This window comes from Desulfosporosinus sp., from assembly GCF_014237355.1.
GTDB lineage: Bacteria > Bacillota > Desulfitobacteriia > Desulfitobacteriales > Desulfitobacteriaceae > Desulfosporosinus.
This window is the reverse complement of the sequence record NZ_JABZFS010000091.1, coordinates 1-19642: the sequence shown is the minus strand read 5'-3', so window position 1 is coordinate 19642 and position 19642 is coordinate 1. Positions and strand designations below refer to the sequence as shown.

15 protein-coding genes are annotated in these 19642 nt (G+C 42.6%); 10 read left to right on the top strand and 5 right to left on the bottom strand.

Translation table 11 applies throughout. The annotated features are described in order from the left end of the window. Positions 1-119: 119 nt before the first annotated feature. Together HGJ98_RS22020 and HGJ98_RS22015 are read left to right on the top strand one after the other, a co-directional pair. Positions 120-1379: a polysaccharide deacetylase family protein gene (locus HGJ98_RS22020; protein ID WP_291354053.1), complete on the top strand. Its 1260-nt coding sequence runs from the start codon at positions 120-122 to the stop codon at positions 1377-1379. A 22-nt stretch (positions 1380-1401) separates the two neighbouring features. After that, the gene (locus tag HGJ98_RS22015) at positions 1402-3546 is read left to right on the top strand and encodes an ATP-dependent helicase (protein ID WP_291354051.1); all 2145 of its coding nucleotides are present in this window, start codon (positions 1402-1404) and stop codon (positions 3544-3546) included. Between the two features lie 107 nt (positions 3547-3653). Here HGJ98_RS22015 and HGJ98_RS22010 read toward each other — a convergent pair whose 3' ends face one another. Further along, on the bottom strand, positions 3654-5549 hold the full coding sequence (locus HGJ98_RS22010) for a cell wall-binding repeat-containing protein (RefSeq protein WP_291354091.1): 1896 nt from the start codon (positions 5547-5549) through the stop codon (positions 3654-3656). Positions 5550-5832: 283 nt separating this feature from the next. Here HGJ98_RS22010 and HGJ98_RS22005 point away from each other — a divergent pair, with 283 nt between their 5' ends. Both HGJ98_RS22005 and HGJ98_RS22000 read left to right on the top strand, forming a co-directional pair. Then, positions 5833-6261: a hypothetical protein gene (locus tag HGJ98_RS22005; protein WP_291354049.1), complete on the top strand. Its 429-nt coding sequence runs from the start codon at positions 5833-5835 to the stop codon at positions 6259-6261. Continuing rightward, positions 6243-6782: a hypothetical protein gene (locus tag HGJ98_RS22000; protein ID WP_291354047.1), complete on the top strand. Its 540-nt coding sequence runs from the start codon at positions 6243-6245 to the stop codon at positions 6780-6782. Before HGJ98_RS22005 ends, HGJ98_RS22000 begins: the two co-directional genes overlap by 19 nt. A 113-nt stretch (positions 6783-6895) precedes the next feature. On the opposite strand, the gene katG is transcribed toward HGJ98_RS22000, so the two are convergent. From katG to HGJ98_RS21980, 4 genes are all read right to left on the bottom strand, one after another. Then, positions 6896-9085: a catalase/peroxidase HPI gene (katG, locus tag HGJ98_RS21995; RefSeq protein ID WP_291354045.1), complete on the bottom strand. Its 2190-nt coding sequence runs from the start codon at positions 9083-9085 to the stop codon at positions 6896-6898. A 313-nt stretch (positions 9086-9398) separates the two neighbouring features. Continuing rightward, positions 9399-10436 carry a YibE/F family protein gene (locus HGJ98_RS21990; protein WP_291354043.1) on the bottom strand — a complete coding sequence of 346 codons (1038 nt, stop codon included), beginning with the start codon at positions 10434-10436 and terminating at the stop codon, positions 9399-9401. Between the two features lie 212 nt (positions 10437-10648). Then, entirely contained in the window at positions 10649-11353 is a 705-nt protein-coding gene (locus HGJ98_RS21985) for an NAD(P)H-dependent oxidoreductase (RefSeq protein WP_291354041.1), read from the bottom strand. After that, the gene (locus tag HGJ98_RS21980) at positions 11350-11910 is read right to left on the bottom strand and encodes an NAD(P)H-dependent oxidoreductase (protein WP_291354039.1); all 561 of its coding nucleotides are present in this window, start codon (positions 11908-11910) and stop codon (positions 11350-11352) included. Before HGJ98_RS21980 ends, HGJ98_RS21985 begins: the two co-directional genes overlap by 4 nt. A gap of 122 nt (positions 11911-12032) precedes the next feature. Between HGJ98_RS21980 and HGJ98_RS21975 the strand changes: the two genes are divergently transcribed. The 6 genes from HGJ98_RS21975 (at position 12033) to HGJ98_RS21950 (ending at position 19138) form a co-directional block, all read left to right on the top strand. Then, complete coding sequence (locus HGJ98_RS21975) at positions 12033-12641, top strand: TetR/AcrR family transcriptional regulator (RefSeq protein ID WP_291354037.1); 609 nt, start codon at positions 12033-12035, stop codon at positions 12639-12641. A 214-nt stretch (positions 12642-12855) separates the two neighbouring features. Further along, complete coding sequence (locus tag HGJ98_RS21970; protein WP_291354035.1) at positions 12856-16308, top strand: pyruvate carboxylase; 3453 nt, start codon at positions 12856-12858, stop codon at positions 16306-16308. Positions 16309-16341: 33 nt separating this feature from the next. Next, entirely contained in the window at positions 16342-16539 is a 198-nt protein-coding gene (locus HGJ98_RS21965) for a hypothetical protein (protein WP_291354033.1), read from the top strand. A 151-nt stretch (positions 16540-16690) separates the two neighbouring features. Next, positions 16691-17983, top strand: coding sequence for an NCS2 family permease (locus HGJ98_RS21960; RefSeq protein WP_291354089.1), 1293 nt, complete (start codon positions 16691-16693; stop codon positions 17981-17983). A gap of 326 nt (positions 17984-18309) precedes the next feature. Then, positions 18310-18732: a nucleotidyltransferase domain-containing protein gene (locus tag HGJ98_RS21955; RefSeq protein WP_291354031.1), complete on the top strand. Its 423-nt coding sequence runs from the start codon at positions 18310-18312 to the stop codon at positions 18730-18732. After that, positions 18722-19138 (top strand): DUF86 domain-containing protein, encoded by a 417-nt coding sequence (locus HGJ98_RS21950; protein ID WP_291354029.1) that lies wholly within the window; start codon positions 18722-18724, stop codon positions 19136-19138. Before HGJ98_RS21955 ends, HGJ98_RS21950 begins: the two co-directional genes overlap by 11 nt. Positions 19139-19642 lie beyond the last annotated feature (504 nt).

The window sequence follows — 19642 nt, the reverse complement described above, 5'->3', positions numbered from 1 at the left end:
GTCTTTTAAGTTGCAGGTCAAAGGTAAATATGTTGTTCTAATAACAGGAGATAAAGAATATATGGCGAATTTTACACTTATATAGATGAAAATTGCAGAATTAATTATGAGCGAAAGGAATGATCATCTTGCAGACAAACGTAAATCTTTCCGCGCATAAGAAAATTATTATTGCTCTCCTTGGATTTGTTCTTATAACAGGTTTCACTATGCTAGCCGTGTATAACCAATACGAAGCACAGAAACAAATTCGTTCCCAGACAGAACTGCATGCTCAGCAATTACAAGAGCAAGAACGCCAGCAAGCCATACAGGATCAGCAAGTTAAAGACACGGCACGGCATGATGCCCAAATACAGAGCGATCTTCAAAAATATCGAGAAGCTCAGGTTGCTGAGAAACGTTTGGTTTCTTATAATGGACCGATTGAGCATATTTTTTTCCATCCGCTACTGGCTTATCCCTCCCGGACCTTTGATGGAGATGCGGATTCCAATGGGTTTAATCAGTATTTTGTGACTGTAAGTGAATTCAAAAAGATTCTCGACCATATCCATTCCAATAATTTTATTTTGGTCAACCCAAATGCTTTATATGAGGAAAAAGTTGAGGACGGGAAAACGGTCTTGGTGAGGAAAGAGCTAAAGCTTCCTCCCAACAAGAAACCGCTCATCTTGTCTGTTGATGATGTTAATTATCCGGATTACAAATCAACCAACGGGACGATCAACAAACTGATTCTCGATTCTGACGGCAATGTGGCGACTTATTCCGTATCTCCAAGCGGAGAAAAAGTCATCTCCCAGGATAACGAGATTATCCCGATTATCGATGCCTTTGTCGCTGAACATCCCGACGTTTCCTTCCAGGGAGCTAAGGGAATTCTAGCCTTGACAGGTTATTACGGGATATTGGGTTATAATACCAATAAATTGGATTCCCCTTCCTATCCGGAAGAGCGGAAGACTGCCTTAACAATAATTAAACGACTGAAAGAAACCGGCTGGACCTTTGCCTCCCACGGATACAGCCATCTGGATGCCCGGGCAGAGTCGTATCAAAGTTTAGATAAAGACACATTGCGATGGAAAGAAGAAGTGGGATCCCTAATCGGCCCAACCAATATCTATGTTTATCCTTTTGGCAGCTCGGTGTTGCCTGGGAATCCCAAATTCCAGTACCTGCTTGATCAAGGATTCAATATTCTCTGTTCCGTGGGACCCACTCCCTATCTGAAAGATTCGACTGACTATGTGATGATGGACCGGAGGCATATTGACGGGATCGCACTGTATAACCAGGAAGCAATTCTGAAGAATCTTTTTGATGCCAAGTCTGTCTTAGACCCAGTTCGGCCTCCGTTAAAGGCCGGGTCCTAACTTTTTCCTAAGGAGATTTAAGGTGATTAGCGAGAAGGATTTCTTTGAAGAGATCAAGGCCAGAGGTTTTGATTTAACGGAACAGCAAAAACGGGCTGTGGTTCATAACCAGGGCCCACTTTTGCTTTTAGCTGTTCCCGGCGCAGGTAAGACGACGGTTCTCACGGTTCGTTTAGCCTATTTGATTCTGGTAAAAAACATAGACCCTCGAAGGATTCTTTGTCTAACCTTTGGACGGGCAGCAGCCAAGGAAATGCGTGAACGGTTTGTTACGAAATATGGAGCAATGGTCAGCAGTCAAAAGGAAGGGCGAGGGGAAATTCAATTTTCTACGATTCACAGCTTCGCTTATGAGGTAGTTCGAAAGGCCTTTCGACAAAAAGGTACAAGATTTGAACTTATTGAGGAACAAACAGGTGCTGAAAGCAAGATGGGAGTTCTTCGCAGAATCTACGAAAAGCATAACTCTTCCTCAATCACCGACGAGCAACTGGAAGGGCTCCAGAATACCCTTTGTTACGTAAAAAATACCTTAAGCAAACCCGAAGAGCTTTTGAATTGTGACATTAAGAATTTCCCTCTTATTTTTAAGGATTATGAAGACTATAAGCAAAGCAGCCGGCCGCGTCTGATTGATTATGACGATATGCTTTCTCTTGCCTATCAAGAGTTAAAGGAAAATCCAACCTGCTTAGAGTATTACCGAAACCGATTTGACTATATTCTTACGGATGAGAGCCAAGACACGTCCCTTCTACAGCACAAAATTATTGAAATGATCGTTAAACCTAGAAACAATATTTTTGTAGTAGGGGATGATGATCAATCAATTTTCGGGTTTCGTGCAGCTGAACCAAAGTATCTATTAGAGTTTGAACAGACCTACCCTGGGTCAAAGATTCTTCGCATGGAGCAGAACTTTCGCTCGACTCCGCAGATTGTGGACGTGGCCTGTGGTTTTATTCGTACCAATAAGCTGCGGTTTGATAAAGCCATGTTCACCAAGAATCCCAAGGGGGGCATCCTTCAGATCAGGCAACTTGAAGGGAATAGGGAACAATATCAATTAATTATTCAGAAACTCAAGAATCAAAAGGATTTAGCCAAAGTAGGGATTTTGTATCGAAATAATTTATCCGCCATTTGTTTAGCAGATGAGTTAGATCGGGCTAATATTCCCTTTTATATGCGTGAGTCAGGTAAGCAGCGGTTTTTCTCTCACTGGGCCATTAACGATATGTTAAATTTCCTTCGTTTCTCTTTTAACGATAAAAGCTTAACTGTCTTGGAGCGGATTTGGTCTAAGTTAAGTTGTCCTATTCGCAAACAACATCTTGAATTACTAAAGCAAATGCCAATAGATCGTTCAATCTTTGAAATCTTGGCGGAACAAGAGGGAGTGACCTCAAAGGCGAGAACTAAGTATTTAGATCTCAAGAAATGGTTTAAGGAGCTTAATGCTCTTTCCCCGGCTAAGGCGATCCCTTATATCCGAAATCAACTGGATTATGACAAAGCGATGAAGCGAATGTGTGAGTCCTTAGGCTTTTCCGAAGACTATGTGGGAAGTCTCTTGGATGTTCTAAGTTCAATTGCTCAAAACGAACCGACAATTGTGGATTTTGCTAATCGTTTAACGCATCTTGAAAAGCAGATGATGTCCTCCTATATAAATAAGCACAAAAATGTCGTGACTCTTTCAACCATCCATTCTGCCAAGGGTTTAGAATGGGATCAAGTCTACCTAATTGATCTTGTCGAAGGGATTATTCCCGAATGGGAGACGATCAAGGCTGAACAAGATGGGAAGAAGGAATTATTAGAGGAGGAAAGACGTCTTTTCTATGTAGGCATGACTAGGGCCAAACGAGAGTTGACCTTATGTTCTATGAATTACCATTATCATAAACGAGTGAAAGCTTCTCGCTTCCTTGGCGAAGTCAGCCTAGTGCTGCAAGGTAAAGATCCTCAAGAAGTGACCACTCAAAAAGTATCGACTCCTCTAAGTGATTTAGTCCCCGGGTTGGTTGTACAACATAGATCATTTGGAGAAGGAGTTATTGTTAAGGATGAAGGAACTATGATTGTCGTTCGTTTTAAGGACAGTTCTCAGCGATCCTTCATGAAAGATATCTGTGCCAAGCAAAGGTTGATATGGGCTGTTTAAACAGCAAACAGAATACTTAATGGTTAGCTAAAAAATGACATTACAGAGACCGATCACAAACGGCGTGATCGGTCTCTGAGGATTTTATGGAGATTTTGACAACTCAACTATATCTTGCCCTGCTCAGACCCATCCAATTTCATCATATATACCGATGAGTCACCTGTCATGACTGACAACCCTCTTGTATAAAATACCCAATCACCTACTATATTTATAGCATTTATTTCATCCTGATCCGAGAGCTTTGTTCGACCAGAACCATCAATTTGAATTTTGTAGAGTTTGTACCCATCCTCTTTATTGCTGTAATAAATCCACCCATTATGCACATTTAAGGTTTCGGTTGCATCACTGGTAACTTCCTTTTTATCGGTACCATCAAGATTGGCGGTGTAAATTTTCCCATTACCATAACTTATATAGAAAAACTTATTACCACTTATGCTAAATGAGCTTACATCATCCTCCACAATCATTGTATCCGCAGTCCCATCCATATTCACTCTGTTTATCGAATAAGGCCCCATCACGGATGCCGGCTGATAATAAATATAACCGGAATTCATAAAGATGTTTCTAGGATTACTTATAATTTGTTTTGAAGCATAAAAACCATCGCCATCAATAAATAGGCCCCCATCATTGGCGTAGTAGACTTGCTTGTATACCGCGTTGACATAGCGGATGTTTGTTGCTGCAATAAGATAAGGATTAGGGTGATAATCACTTAGCACTTTTTTATATAAGTCATGCACGTTATCAAAATATATGGAATTTCCAATAGCGCTTAAATATCGGGCACTATAGCCTAATACTTTAGTCGCCTGTGACCCATCCGGCTTCATTTTATATAATAGACGATTATCCAAACCACTTGAATAGTATATCCAACCATTACTTGCAGCGGCTAGCCCCATGTTATGAATATTACTTTGAATATTACCGGGGTCGATGTTACGCAGGGATTTTAAAGTGCTAAATACATTTTCAGAAACAACGCTTGTACCACCTAAGGCCACGATGGTTTTGGGCGAAAGGAAGCTGAGATAGACCGAGCTTACATTCTCAGGGATCTCGTTTGGTTTAACTAAAACGATAGGGGATAGAGTTGAACCGGCAAAAATTGAACCAGCCAGAGCATCAGGGAAATTTGTTCCAGTTGCCACGAAAAGATTAGGACTCAGGTCGCCAAAGAGAGCGTCGGCGATCAAAGCTGAGGTCTCATACTGGTCAAAGCCTCCAAAACGTCGGAAGTTTGCGGCTTCGAAAAGGCCGTGGAGTTGTTCCTCAACCTGAGAACTAACCGCACCCACTCCTCCAACTATCGTAATATCCGTTGGTTTAAGATCTTTGAGATAGGCTAGAGTCTCAGCCGGGATGTTGTTCTTCTGAACGAGAACCATTGGGATACCGTGAGCAGAAGTATAAGGGGATATCGATAGAGAATCCGGGAAATTTTGTCCGGTAGCGATAATAACTTCCCCGCCTCCAGAAGGCTTGACGTGTTTAGCAATCGTTGCAGCAGTTCCATAACTAGTAACACCAGCAAGACGCTGAACAGTATAGTGATAATAGGGCTTATCCTTTAGCTCTGCTTCCAGAGCTGACGATACGACTGCCGTTCCACCAAGGATATAGATTTTGCCTTCGGGCATGAGAACTCTTTTAATCTCGTCAATCGTCTTCTGATTATCTCCATAAGGGCTAACCAGCAAAAGAGGCGCATTTTCTAACACACCGAGGCTCGCTCCGGCTAAAGCATCAGGAAAATTAAAGCCAGTAGCAAGAAGTACTGCGTCTGTACTAGAATCAGCAGGGAACATTTTTTGAGAAATAGCGATAGAAGTATCAATTCGGTCGTAACCAGCAAGTCTGGTACTGGTTGGAAGAAGGGGGTTCACTACTGGACTGGGGTTTGCACCAAAGGCGGGTTGGACGGCAATAATTGAGGATAACATTAATAGACTTATCATCATGAGTGTTAAGATGCCTTTACGCATTATCAATGGTTCACTTCTCCTTTTAATATTAGTCACTATCTAGAATTAAAGCACGTAAGTTAATTCGTTTATCTAAGTAGATTTCCTCTTGGCAAATTAAACCTAGAAAGATAACAGAGGATAGGGTCATGTCTCCTTGCTATCTGCCCCCAAATTTGGATCTATTTACTAAACAATGAATAGCGTTAAATTCCTAGTCCTAAGCGAATTATTCCTTAAAGGAGCTTAAGGAGGATGAGTTTGAAAAAAATAGTTGTAATAATATCTACTTTCGGTTCTATTAATGGGTTGCAGCACACAATCTATTTTTAAGGATAAAGCTGCTGTTACTGAAAAGGAAAAGACTGTTGCAGAACAAATCTCACAACAACCCGAACCCATCTCAGAAGAAACTCAGGAAGAGACAAAACCGGAATCAATTAAAATAAGTGAGCCCGTAACGAATAACTTGACTGGTAAGCAGTCAAGTGTAAATGCAGAACCGAACCAGACTAAAGCTCCAGTAGCACAGCCCACAAAAAAACCACAAAAAAGTGGAGACCAGGTATTAGGAGCGACTGATCCAAATGTTTCAGAATTACCTGATTGGTTTAACATTGAAGCCCCATTAACTCATAGTGTTCATCCCAAGAAAAATCTCATAATCAAGTGGACTGGAAGCGCGCACCAAACTTTTTTCTGTATATCCGGGATATGTCCAATGTGGAAATGAAGAGTATCTTTTCGGCTTATGTAGGCAATGTAAATAGCTATATCATTCCTGCGAATCTTCTGACTGAAGGTCACAAATATGGCATTTCACTTTATGCCACAAGTGGTACAAACAAAAAAGATCCAAATTATAAACAGCGTAGTTCAAGTAATATGGAACAGGTATTATATGGGAGATCTGTTACAATTCATACCTTGACTCCACCCGTTGTAACGTCTCCACAAAACGCTTCTGAACTTCCGAAAGCGGACGTGATCTTAAAATGGGTGAAGACCGGCTGGGTCAATGATAGTAACCTACCAATAGTCAGATACAAGATTGAAGTGGCAGACTCAACGGCCAATAACCCCATATTCTATGAAGAGACTCCTCAAGACAGTGTTATCATTGAAGGGTCTAAACTGATTTCAGGTCATTCGTACAACGTAAAAGTTACAGCACTAATTCGTCCATACATTTACGAAGAAACTGCAACAGCAGATAATACGAAATCAACCATAATAACCTTTAAAGTTAAATAAGTGTAGTGGAGCGAATCTATAGGATATTTATACTCAGTTTCATAACAAAAACCTCCCCCCTGATCGGGGGGAGGTTTTTCAAAAGACATTAATGTCGTCGTTTAAATTATGTCTTAGGCCAGGTCGAAACGATCTGCATTCATCACTTTATTCCAGGCAGACACAAAGTCATGTAAAAACTTATCCTGAGAGTCCTCACAGGCATAGACTTCTGCAATAGCCCGGAGTTGGGAATTTGAACCGAAGATAAGATCGACACGAGTGCCAGTCCACTTGAGTTCTCCTGTCACACGATCACGACCCTCGAACACGTTCTCATCCTCAGATGTAGCTTTCCAGGTTGTGCTCATGTCCAGCAGGCTCACAAAGAAGTCGTTGGTAAGGGTCTCTGGTTTCTTAGTGAAAACACCGTGCTGAGACTGTCCGAAATTAGCATTCATGACGCGCATGCCGCCAATCAGAACCGTCATTTCCGGAGCGGTTAAGGTCAGCAGTTGAGCACGATCAAGCAACAGTTCTTCCGCCGAGACGGAAAATTTGGCTTTTAAGTAGTTACGGAACCCATCTGCTGCCGGTTCGAGCACCGAGAATGACTTAACGTCAGTCTGTTCCTGGGTGGCATCCGTGCGTCCCGGCTTAAAAGGAACGGATAGATTGTGACCGGCATTCTTTGCAGCTTGCTCGATACCCGCACATCCGGCAAGGACGATCAGGTCGGCAAGAGAAACCCTCTTTTGGTTTGTCTGAGCACTGTTGAAGGACTTTTGGAGGTTTTCAAGGACGGAAAGCACAGCATTCAGCTGACTTGGTTGGTTAACTGCCCAATCCTTCTGAGGTTCAAGCCGGATGCGGGCTCCGTTTGCCCCGCCGCGTTTATCCGAGCCGCGGAAGGTAGAAGCCGATGCCCAGGCTGTTGAGACAAGCTGGGAGACGGACAGGCCGGAAGCTAAGATTTTCCCCTTGAGATCCGCAATATCTTGTTCGTCAATTAAGTCATAATCGACTGCCGGTACCGGATCCTGCCAGATCAAATTCTCCGCAGGAACCTCAGGACCGAGATAGCGTGAACGTGGCCCCATATCCCGATGGGTAAGCTTGAACCATGCACGGGCAAAGGCGTCTGCGAATTCCTCGGGGTTTTGAAGGTAGTGCCGAGCGATGGGTTCGTAGATCGGGTCGTAACGAAGAGAGAGGTCCGCGGTGGTCATCATGGGCCGGTGTTTCTTTGACGGGTCGTGGGCATCAACCACCATGTCTTCTTCCGCCACGTCCTTGGCCAGCCACTGATGTGCGCCCGCCGGGCTCTTGACCAGCTCCCACTCGTATTTGAACAGCACCTTCAGATAGCCCATGTCCCATTTAGTCGGGTTCGGCTTCCAGGCCCCCTCAATGCCGCTGCCAATCGTATCCCCGCCTTTGCCGCTGCCGAAGCTGCTCTTCCAGCCGAGGCCCTGTTCTTCGAGGCCGGCAGCCTCAGGTTCCGGACCGACATGGGTCGCATCCCCTGCACCGTGGCACTTGCCAAAGGTATGTCCACCGGCGACCAGGGCGACAGTCTCTTCATCGTTCATGGCCATCCGGGCGAAGGTCTCCCGAACGTCATGGCCGGAGGCCACGGGATCCGGGTTACCATTCGGTCCTTCCGGGTTCACGTAGATCAGACCCATTTGTACGGCGGCGAGGGGATTCTCGAGATCCCGGTCGCCGGAGTAACGCTTGTCGCCAAGCCACTCAGCTTCTGAGCCCCAATAAATGTCCTCTTCCGGCTCCCAGACATCCACGCGTCCGCCGGCGAAGCCGAAGGTTTTAAGTCCCATTGACTCGATAGCGCAATTGCCGGCAAGGATCATCAGGTCGGCCCAGGAAATCTTCCTGCCGTATTTCTGCTTGATCGGCCAGAGCAGACGCCGAGCCTTGTCAAGGTTCACATTGTCGGGCCAGCTGTTGAGGGGTGCTAAGCGTTGGGTGCCTGATCCCGCGCCTCCGCGGCCGTCGTTTGTACGGTACGTGCCTGCGCTGTGCCAGGCCATCCGGATGAAGAGCGGCCCGTAGTGACCGTAATCCGCAGGCCACCAATCCTGGGAGTTGGTCATCAAGGCATATAGGTCTTTCTTCAGGGCTTGTAAATCAAGCTTCTTGAATTCTTCGGCATAGTTATACTCTGAAGCCATGGGATTACTCAAGTTTGAGTTCTGATGAAGAATCTTGAGGTTCAATTGATTCGGCCACCAGTCCTTGTTAGAAGTGCCATCCCTTGCAGTGGGATTTTTCATTCTGCCTGTTACCGGGCATTTGCCATCCATAAAGTCCCCTCCTCAAATAATAGTCATCGAAAGTGTTGTATATCTAAATACCACCCGACCTTGACAACGATGCCTTAGCTAAGAAGTCAAGATTTTGTGTTATTTTTAATTAATGGCTTTTATCAATATGTGTTATGTAATAAAAAATATAAAATTATAATAATTGTAATTAATATTATATAGTATGATGACAAGGATGACAATAAAAAAACATGAAAATTTGAAACTTGGTTTCTGGAAATCCACTTATATTAGACTTAAAACAACAAGCCACCGTTTCACAGAAGTGCAACGGTGGCTTGTATGTGTGCCTTTATGGGTTGTTTTCTGAGTTACCTCGGAAGCTATGTCTGTACAGAGCGGCGCTGATCAGGGCAGTGAAAGGAACTGCAATAAATAGACCTATGCTGCCGGAAAGGGCTCGTATTATTTCTGTCGCGATCATATCGAGGTTAATAAATTTCAAGTATGGTATATTGTTTGCTAAGACAAGAAGCATTAGGGGCAGAGCGCCACCGGTGTAGGCAAGAATTAGAGTGTTAGCCATAGTTCCGATAATATCCCTTCCTACGTTAAGACCACTTTCTACAAGTTGTTTAAAGGATAGTTTGGGGTTAGCGAGGTGGATTTCATATGTACTGGAAGCAATGGACATGGCCACATCCATTACCGCTCCGAGAGAACCGAGGACGATTCCAGCAAATAGAATTCCTGTAATATTTATCTGCCCCTCTTGAAAGCTGAAAAAAAGGAGTCGACTTTCCTCTGAAGCTAGGCCAGTGATCCGGGTAAGGGATATAACATATTTAGCCAATAGCCCCCCGATGACAATACCTATTGTAGTTCCAGAAATAGCGGCAAGAGATTTTTTGGTAAATCCGGTGATAAGCATATGGGTTATGATGGTTATTCCTGAGCATATAAGGATCGTAATCGTTATAGGGTCTTTACCAGTCAAGATAGCTGGTAGAAGTATCTTAACAACGGCCCAACCCGTAATAGCAAGGGATATGATGGTTTTAATACCCTGGCGAGCACCAATCAGTAAGATCGAGACAATAAATATTAGAAACAGCCATTTGATGTATTTATCTCTGGCATAGTCGGCAATGTTGGCTTCTTGTAGAAGATTATTTTCTACTACCAGACTTAGAATAACTTCGTCCCCCGGATAAACCATGATATCATAAGCAGGATTAGCTCCGTAGTAATGAATCGTATCTAAGGTACGACCTGCGTAGGGCCCGTCTTTTATCTCGACGTTAACTAGCCATTGTCTTTCCCCAATCAGGCTAGTTATACCTTGTGTAACTTCCATTTCCTTCATATCCAGGATTAATCCTTTTGACATAATTTCAGGCGGAACTGAAGGAATATCCTTAAGGTTATTGCTGTATAGATATCCTGCTAAAATAATTAAAATACATATAATATATGCTAATATACGTCGAATAAATACCAGTCCTTCACACTTTTGCCCCTGATGCAAATGCATTTCATTTGCATTTATTATAAAGGGATAATTCGTAAATGTCTAGTTGCTTTTTTAGGGGGAACGATTTCCTAAAGAGTAATATGGGGGTGGGTTTTCAAGCAGTAAGGTTTCTTATAAAGATCCTTCTTTTTAAGCCCATTCTTACGCGCCAATGTAATCCAGCCCCTGCCACCCATGTAATGATAGACCCGTCTGTATAATGGAAAGTCAACGCCGATATAAATCGAATCCATGGTTGTGGAATCCTCGTGTTGAATATCTGCTGCTATGGAGGAAAAAGCAGACTTGAGTTTTAGTATCGGTTTTTTCATAAAAGGCGCTTCTTTGGCTTCAATCATCATGGAACCTCCGCCTATAAGAATGCCGAAACGGAACTCTGCATTTATATGTTGGCTGAAACTCTTAATAACTCTGACTGCCTCTAGGTTTATTTCTGGTTCGGGAAAACCACAATTCACCATAGCGTATACTTTGACCTGTTTTTTAGCGTTCTCGCGGGAATTGAAATAATTATGGTAATCAGCTAAAAACCGGGTTAGAATGCCCGGCATGCAAAAGTAGTAAAGCGGGAATGAAAAAATTAGGACATCGGCCTTGGCAAGTGTTTCAAAATCCTTTGCGAGGTTCTTTGTTAAGATGCTTTTTCTAACGTCAATAAATACTTTACTAAACAAATCAGAGATAATATGACTCCCAGCCATTACCAATAATTCCTTTGAAACTGATTTTTCGTTAATTTTGGGGCTGGCACTTACTAAAACAATATTTCTCACAGTAATCCACCGACCCTTCCCAGTTCCATTCTATTTAAGGCCTTAATGATAGTCTCCGTAGGGTTTGGATAGATCAGGACTTCAATATTTCTGCGGTGTCGTTTGGTAATATCCATGAAAAGTTGTTTATCCTCATCATTAATCTCATCTCCGTAACCGATGATAATTTGAGCGGGGTAAGAATCATACCGAGGTGGATGCATTGTAGAACCATCAGGTCTTGTTATGAAAAATGGAAGCATATTTGGCAAACCTCGATCAATAATATTTTTGATGTTTGGGCTGAAATGCCCAAAGATGATGGGGTTGAGGTAAATAACTACATCGCTGTTCATAACACTTCGGTTGATTTGGGCTATCCCGTCGTTGATAACACACTCCCCAGGCTTTTTGATCCAGCAACCAAAGCACCCCATACAAAAGGTAAGGTTATCCGCGCTTGATTCCATTAACTCTACCTTAAATCCCTTTTGGTTTAAAAACTCTCTTATTAAATCATTTAGACCTTGATAGGTTTTGGTCTGATACTCCAGATCTGATATCAACAAGGCTCTCATTCAATTCACTCCCCATTATGTTTACAGTGTCAACATAATGATACCATCTAATGTTTGCGGTGTAAACATTCTATTATTTTATGGTATACTATAGTTACTGTTTGTTGAGAGGGTGTAGCTAAATGTCAAACGAAACTTATCATCATGAAAATCTAAAGGCCGAATTGATTAACAAAGGTTTAACCCTTTTAGACGAGGAAGGCTATGAAAACTTTTCATTGCGTAAAGTGGCAAAGGCCTGTGGTGTAAGCCATACTGCGCCCTATAGGCATTTTAATAGTAAAGATGATTTGATCATGGCCATAGCTATCGAGGCCCACCATAAATTCAACCAATGCCTTGAGGAAGCAGTTAATAAATATCCGAACGACAATAAAAGCCAGCTTAAAGAAATGGGTTATTCTTATGTGAAGTTTTTTGTTGATAATCCGGAATACTTACGGCTATTATTTCTAAGTGACTTTGCTAATAAGATTAAAAAAATGAATGACGGAACATTCTGTAGTGGAGAGCAGCCTTTTAATACGTTTTATAAGGCCATCGAGCGCTGCCAATCGGAAAATCAAAACGGAGAGGCTGACAGTGATGACCTAAATGCCATGGCATTGTCCTGCTGGGGTCTAGTCCACGGTATGGCCATCTTAATCGCCAAAAAGGATTTTTCTTATGAAGGTGATTATCTGGAACTTGTCAGAAAGATACTTTGGGGTGGAACATCGTTGAACTTATAGAAGTACCAATGTATCGGCAGGCCTAATGAGGAAGAGACTATTCGGGACAGCGGTAAGTATTCCTGTATACATTGTTAATAGGGCAAGAAAAGCGGAAAAAATAAAGTATAATAAATTCATTAAATTGTTACAAAGGTTTAATTTCTAAGAAAAACCTTAGTATAAGTACCTTTGGCAAAGTCGAGTATTCAAAGAAGTATGGAGGAAGAATTTTATGAGTAATTTTAAACGAGTGATGGTAGCCAATAGAGGCGAAATCGCGATTAGGGTATTTAGAGCTTGTAATGAGCTGGGAATAAGGACTGTCGCGATCTATTCCAACGAAGACAAATACTCCCTCTTTAGAAGCAAAGCCGATGAGGCTTATCTCATCGGTGAAGGCAGAAGTCCGGTTGACGCTTATCTAAATATTGAGGAAATCATCAGTCTGGCAATCAAAAAGGGCGTAGATGCAATCCATCCAGGATACGGCTTTTTGTCGGAAAATCCTGAATTTGCCAAACGTTGCGAGCAGGAAGGTATCGAATTCATTGGACCGACGGCAATGATGATGGACTCCCTGGGCGACAAGATCAAGTCAAAGATTGTCGCCAAGGAAGTCGGAGTCCCGATCATTCCGGGTTATGAGAAGGATATTAAAACTGTGGCTGAAGCAAGAAGGCACGCCAAAGAATGCGGTTATCCTCTGATGCTTAAGGCAGCTGCCGGAGGCGGCGGAAGGGGAATGCGGATCGTCAGAGACGAAAGTGAGCTGGAGTCAGGCTTCTTAAGCGCTAAAAGCGAGGCGAAAAAAGCCTTTGGCATTGATCATATTTTTATGGAAAAATTCATTGAAAAACCCAAACATATCGAAGTGCAAGTCCTCGGGGACAAGTACGGCAATATAGTACACATGTTTGAAAGGGACTGTTCAATCCAAAGAAGGCATCAGAAGGTCGTGGAATTCACGCCTGCCTTTTCCATCCCCCAAGAAATTAGAAATAGTATCTATCAGGACGCTCTGAAGATTGCCAATGCTGTAAAATACAGGAATGCCGGAACCCTTGAATTTCTGGTAGACAACCAGGGAAATTATTATTTCATTGAAATGAATCCGCGGATCCAGGTTGAGCACACGGTGACAGAGATGGTTACGGGAATAGATATCGTCCAGGCACAGATCCTGATCGCCCAAGGATACGCCCTGAATTCTCCTGAGATCGGGATAAACTCCCAGGAGGATATCATGCTCAATGGGTATTCCATTCAATGCAGAGTCACGACAGAGGATCCCGCGACTAATTTTGCTCCTGACACTGGGAAGATCGAATCCTACAAGACAGGTTCGGGATTCGGGATCAGATTGGACGGCGGAAACGGATTCACTGGCGCTGAAATCAGTCCCTACTATGATAGCCTCCTCTTCAAGAACATCTCCTGGTCCAGGAGTTTTCAGGATGCCATCAAGAAATCTATCCGATCTATAACGGAGACACAGATTACTGGGGTCAAGACCAATATGGGATTTTTGATCAACGTTCTCAATCACCCGCAGTTTCTGAACGGAGAATGCCATACCGGTTTCATCGAGGAAAATCCTGACTTAATCTCCCTTACCCAGAAAACGGATGATGAAAGCCGGCTTCTGAAATTCCTCGGCAATGTCGTAGTCAATGAGACGAGAGGGTTAAAGCAGGATTATGACGTTCCCAAGGTACCCGAAATCGAAGGTATCAGTCTGAAGGATCTGAGTGGGACCAAGCAGATCCTTGATGCTCAAGGTGCAGAGGGACTTGTCAACTGGATAAAATCTCAGAAGAAAGTATTGCTTACAGACACGACCATGCGGGATGCCCATCAGTCGCTGATGGCGACAAGGATTAGAACCAAGGATATGATTAAGATTGCCAAGGCAACTTCAGTCTACGGCAAAGATCTATTTTCTCTTGAAATGTGGGGGGGCGCAACCTTTGACGTGGCCTATAGATTCCTCAAAGAGTCTCCATGGGCAAGGCTGGAGGAATTGAGGAAACGAGTCCCCAATATCCTCTTCCAGATGCTCATAAGAGGAGCGAATGGGGTAGGCTATAAGAACTATCCGGATAATGTCATCAAAGAATTTATTAAAGAGTCAGCAACTGCGGGGATTGATGTCTTTAGAATCTTCGATTCTCTAAATGAGCTGAGAGGCATGGAACTCTCGATCGACGAAGTCTTAAAGAGCGGGAAGATCGCTGAAGCCTGTATTTGTTATACGGGAGACATCCTCGACATTAAGAAGGAAAAGTATAACTTAAATTACTATATCAAGCTTGCCAAAGAGATAGAAAAAACCGGTGCCCATATTCTATGTATTAAAGACATGTCGGCTCTCTTAAAGCCCCATGCTGCCTTTAAACTGGTCAGTACCTTGAAAAACGAGATCGGTATTCCCGTTCATCTTCATACCCACGACACCACAGGTAATGGGGTGGCAACTGTACTGATGGCTGTGGAAGCGGGGGTAGATATTGTGGACACTGCCTTTAACAGCATGTCAGGACTTACGAGCCAACCAGCTATGAATTCCATTGCTGCAGCTCTTGTGAATATGGATAGGGACTCGGGAATTGATTTAAAAGGAATCCAAAAGGTGTCTGACTACTGGGAAGCAGTACGACCGGTTTATGGCAAATTCGAGTCGGGCTTGAAATCGGGATCCGCTGAAATTTACAAGTATGAGATTCCCGGAGGGCAGTACTCCAACCTTAAGCCTCAGGTGGAAAGTTTTGGGCTTGGGCATAAATTTACCGAGATCAAGGAAATGTACAAGACGGTTAACGGAATGTTGGGGGATATCGTAAAAGTCACCCCGTCCTCGAAAGTCGTAGGAGATTTTGCCATATTTATGGTCCAAAATAACCTCACTCCAGAGAATATTTACGAGAAAGCAGAGCATATGACCTTTCCTGATTCCGTCGTAGCATATTTTAAGGGGATGATGGGTCAGCCCATGGGAGGCTTCCCAGAGAAACTCCAGAAGCTGGTCCTCAAGGGAGAAGAACCGATCACTGAGCGTCCAGGCGAACTGCTCCCAGATGAAGATTTTAACAAAATCTCTAAACACCTGAGGGATAAATTTGAGTTCGAACCAACTAAGAAGGATATCCTCAGTTATGCCTTGTATCCGGAAGTCTTTGAAGGATTCTTGAAAATTGTAGCCGAATACGGAGATCTGAGCAGGCTCGGGAGCGACGTGTTCTTCCATGGTCTGCATGAAGGAGAGATTATCGAGGCTGAGGTCGCAGAAGGAAGGAGTCTAATGATCAAGCTCCGTTCCATTGGAAAGCCGGATCTGGAAGGATACAGAACTCTGGTATTTGAAGTCAACAGGAATAGAAGAGAAATCAAAATTAAGGACAAGAACTGGAGCGACATCAACCTTCTTACCCAGTCTGGAGAATACAGTTTGACGGAGATGGCAGACCCTGACAATAAGAATGAGATTGGATCCCCTATCCCAGGGACTGTTGTGACGTTAATGGTAAAAGAAGGAGATCAGGTAACCCAAAACCAGACCCTGGTGGTTGTTGAAGCTATGAAAATGGAAACAAGGATAACGAGTCCTATCTCAGGGATTGTCGGATCGGTGAATATTAAGGAAGGGCAGCAGGTCAAGGCTGGAGAACTCCTTATTGTTGTCGAATAATGGGTAGTAATATAAAAGTTGGTTTTCCTCGAGGTGAGGAAAACCATACTCCTAAACAGTAGTGTCGGTCACTTTCTCAAGGGTGGCAGCGACAGAATTCAAAAAGCTAGTTATGCCTATTCTAAAATGGACGGCGAAGTCCAATTTAGGATAGGCATTTTATATGAGGTTCACCCTCATGAGTCTGGTACCGGTTGGACTCCGGTCATCGGCACCATATATGATAGCTAGAAACCTTGAAGTTCTTGCTGAATCAACCATATCAGACCTCACCATAAAAATTAAATTGATCATGAATAACTATTACCTTAAAAGATTAAGCTACGAAGGGTTATATACGGAATATATTACAAAGGAGGCACAAACTTTGTCAGAAGGTACTATGGATCGAATATTTAAACTTAAGGAAAACAAAACTAATGTTCGCACAGAACTTATTGCAGGACTCACCACGTTTGTGACTATGGCTTATGTATTAGTTGTAGTTCCCGACATTTTAAGTGCTGCAGGCATACCAATCTATGCAGCATTGGCAGCTACTTGTATCTCTTCTTTTGTAGCTTGTATTGCTAATGGATTTTACTCAAACTATCCCTTTGCACTTGCCCCAGGTATGGGATTAGTGGCTTTCTTTTCCTTTACTGTAGTTGGCCAGATGGGAATCGGCTGGCAACAAGCTTTAGGACTAGTATTTATTTCCGGGGTAATTTTTATCTTGCTTACATTAACAAATGTGCGGGAAGCGATTCTAGATGCTATTCCGATGAATTTAAAGCAAGCCATCACGGTTGGTATAGGTATTTTCTTAGCCTTTCTAGGGCTAAAGAATGCCGGTTGGGTAGTGCCTAATCCTGCAACTTTTGTTAATCTAGCTAACTTAACGGAACCAAACGCGCTTTTAGCTGCTATTGGCTTTGTTATAGTGATCATCCTGAGCATCAGAGGTGTAACAGGTGCTTTTCTGATTGGAATTGCCGTTACTACTATAATAGGGATACCAATGGGGGTAACTCAGGCTCCCCAAGGAATTTTTTCTCTAGAACCACTGACTGCACTAGGAGTAACGGCCTTTAAGTTAGATGTGATGGGTTCCCTAAAAGCAGGATTTATAGGTTTAATCTTTGCCTTCACGTTTGCCAATATGTTTGATACCATGGGAACTTTGATCGGGGTAGCAACCCGAGCAAACATGTTAGATGAACAGGGAAGATTGCCTAATGCAGGGAGGCCCCTATTAGTTGATGCGGGTGCCACAAGCTTTGGTGCACTGTTAGGTACTAGTACTGTTACTACTTATTTGGAAAGTGCTTCAGGTGTGGCGGCAGGGGGGCGCACGGGCCTTACTGCAGTAGTCGTAGGAGTTTTGTTTGGTATAGCTTTGTTCTTCGCTCCTATCCTCACTATAGTACCATCAGCGGCTACTGCTCCAGTACTAATTATAGTAGGGGTTATGATGGCTGAATCGGTATTAGATATTAATTTTAAGGACTTTACTGAAGCTGTTCCCGCGTTTTTAACAATCATCATGATGCCCTTAACCTTTAATATAGCCAACGGCTTTGCCTTCGGTTTTATCTCTTACACATTGGTAAAGGTAGCTGCAGGCAGAACTAAAGAAGTAAGTCTAATTATGTATATATTAAGTGCTTTGTTCTTAATCAACTTTACATTGTAGAAAGGCTTCTGTCGATTTACCTGAAGCATTGAGTAATGAAAACTACCTCATTAAATGAGGTGGTTTTTTTATTGACGGCAGGAAAGCAACAGGGGGACTCATCAAAGCGCACAGGGGGACGGTTCCCTTGTGTCAATTAGAATGCATGGTAACATCCGAGAAAAGGGGAGAAGGGGCGTGAAGGAATGCCCAGGAAGCCAAGAAAGAAGAGTGAAACAGGAATCTACCATAATAAACCTTGAAGCAGTCAATACAGTAAAATATTTCCATAATCCTTTTTTATGTGCTTTTGGCATGATATAATATAGGACAAGGGGGTAATATCTATGCGAAAGGTGTCTGTGGAACTACAATCTTTGCAGGGTTTTTTTCAGACCCGTGTTGAGATAGCTGCTGTTTATTTATATGGATCACACGGAACTGAGTTTGAACATCCGCGGAGTGATATTGATTTAGGAGTAGTTTTTACTCGCCAAGTCACACTATCTGAAGAATTGGAGCTAGATGGAGCTTTAAGCCTGTATAGTGGTAATAATCGAATAGATTTGGTAAATCTAAATCGCTCTCCGATTGCTTTACAGTTTCGCGCACTTCAGGAAGGTGTACTTATCTACGAAGGAGACTATGTAAAACATAGCGATTTTATTGAATATGTAATAAAGACTTATCCAGACTATGCTGCTAAATATGCATTATTTGCTCGTGATTATGAATTGGCTCTTAAGGAGGAATACAGTCATGGTGGATAAGGATATTATTCAGCGAAAACTGTCTTTTATAGATTTAAAGTTAGGTAATTTAGAGATTCTGAAGCTAATGGAACGTGAAGATTTTTTAGATAGTTTTCAGGCGGTTGATTCGGCAAAATATAACCTGCAAGTTTGCATTGAGGCCTTAATAGATGTTTCTAATCATGTGGTAGCAAGAGAACGTTGGGGAATTCCTAATACTTCTGCAGAAGCAGTCAAACTTTTAATAGAGCATGGGGTAATAGGTAAGGATAAAGAACCTTCGTTAGTGCAAATGGTGAAGTTCCGGAATCGGATTGTGCACCTGTACCAAGAGGTTGACGATAGTGAGATTTATCGTATTTTACAGGAAAACCTTGATGATATAAAAGGTTTTATCCGGGCTGTACTAAAGATGTTTTTCTGACCAGGCTCTTCTATTGCTCAATAAAGGGTAAGCATGACCAAGCGGCGCCAATCAGATTTTAAGACTGACTGTGCTTTTTTGTATATTTTTTGAGAGATTTGGTGATTGGTGAAGGAAAAAGTACATACCTAAGGTGACATTATGGAAAGGTTAACATAATAGATGGGATATTCGTGCGTACAGACATCTACAGCCGTTTTCTGAGATGTAATGTGCGCTTTTTGTTATTTGTTGACGCTAATTCAATTATTCTTGGTTTGCATTATCATTCGCTGCTCTAGAGCTGGTGAAAAGCTAAGCATAAATTTGCTTAAATATGGATTTGCATTATAATTTAGGTTGGGTTTTCCCTAAATATTTGGTAATCTTATACTCTGAAAGCCTAAATCAGGAATTGTAATAATGAAAGAGAGACCTCTAAATGAACAAGGGTAATTTTAACGACTTTCAATTAAGTAGTGAATTATTAAAAGCAATTAGCTTACTAAATTTCATCAGTCCCAG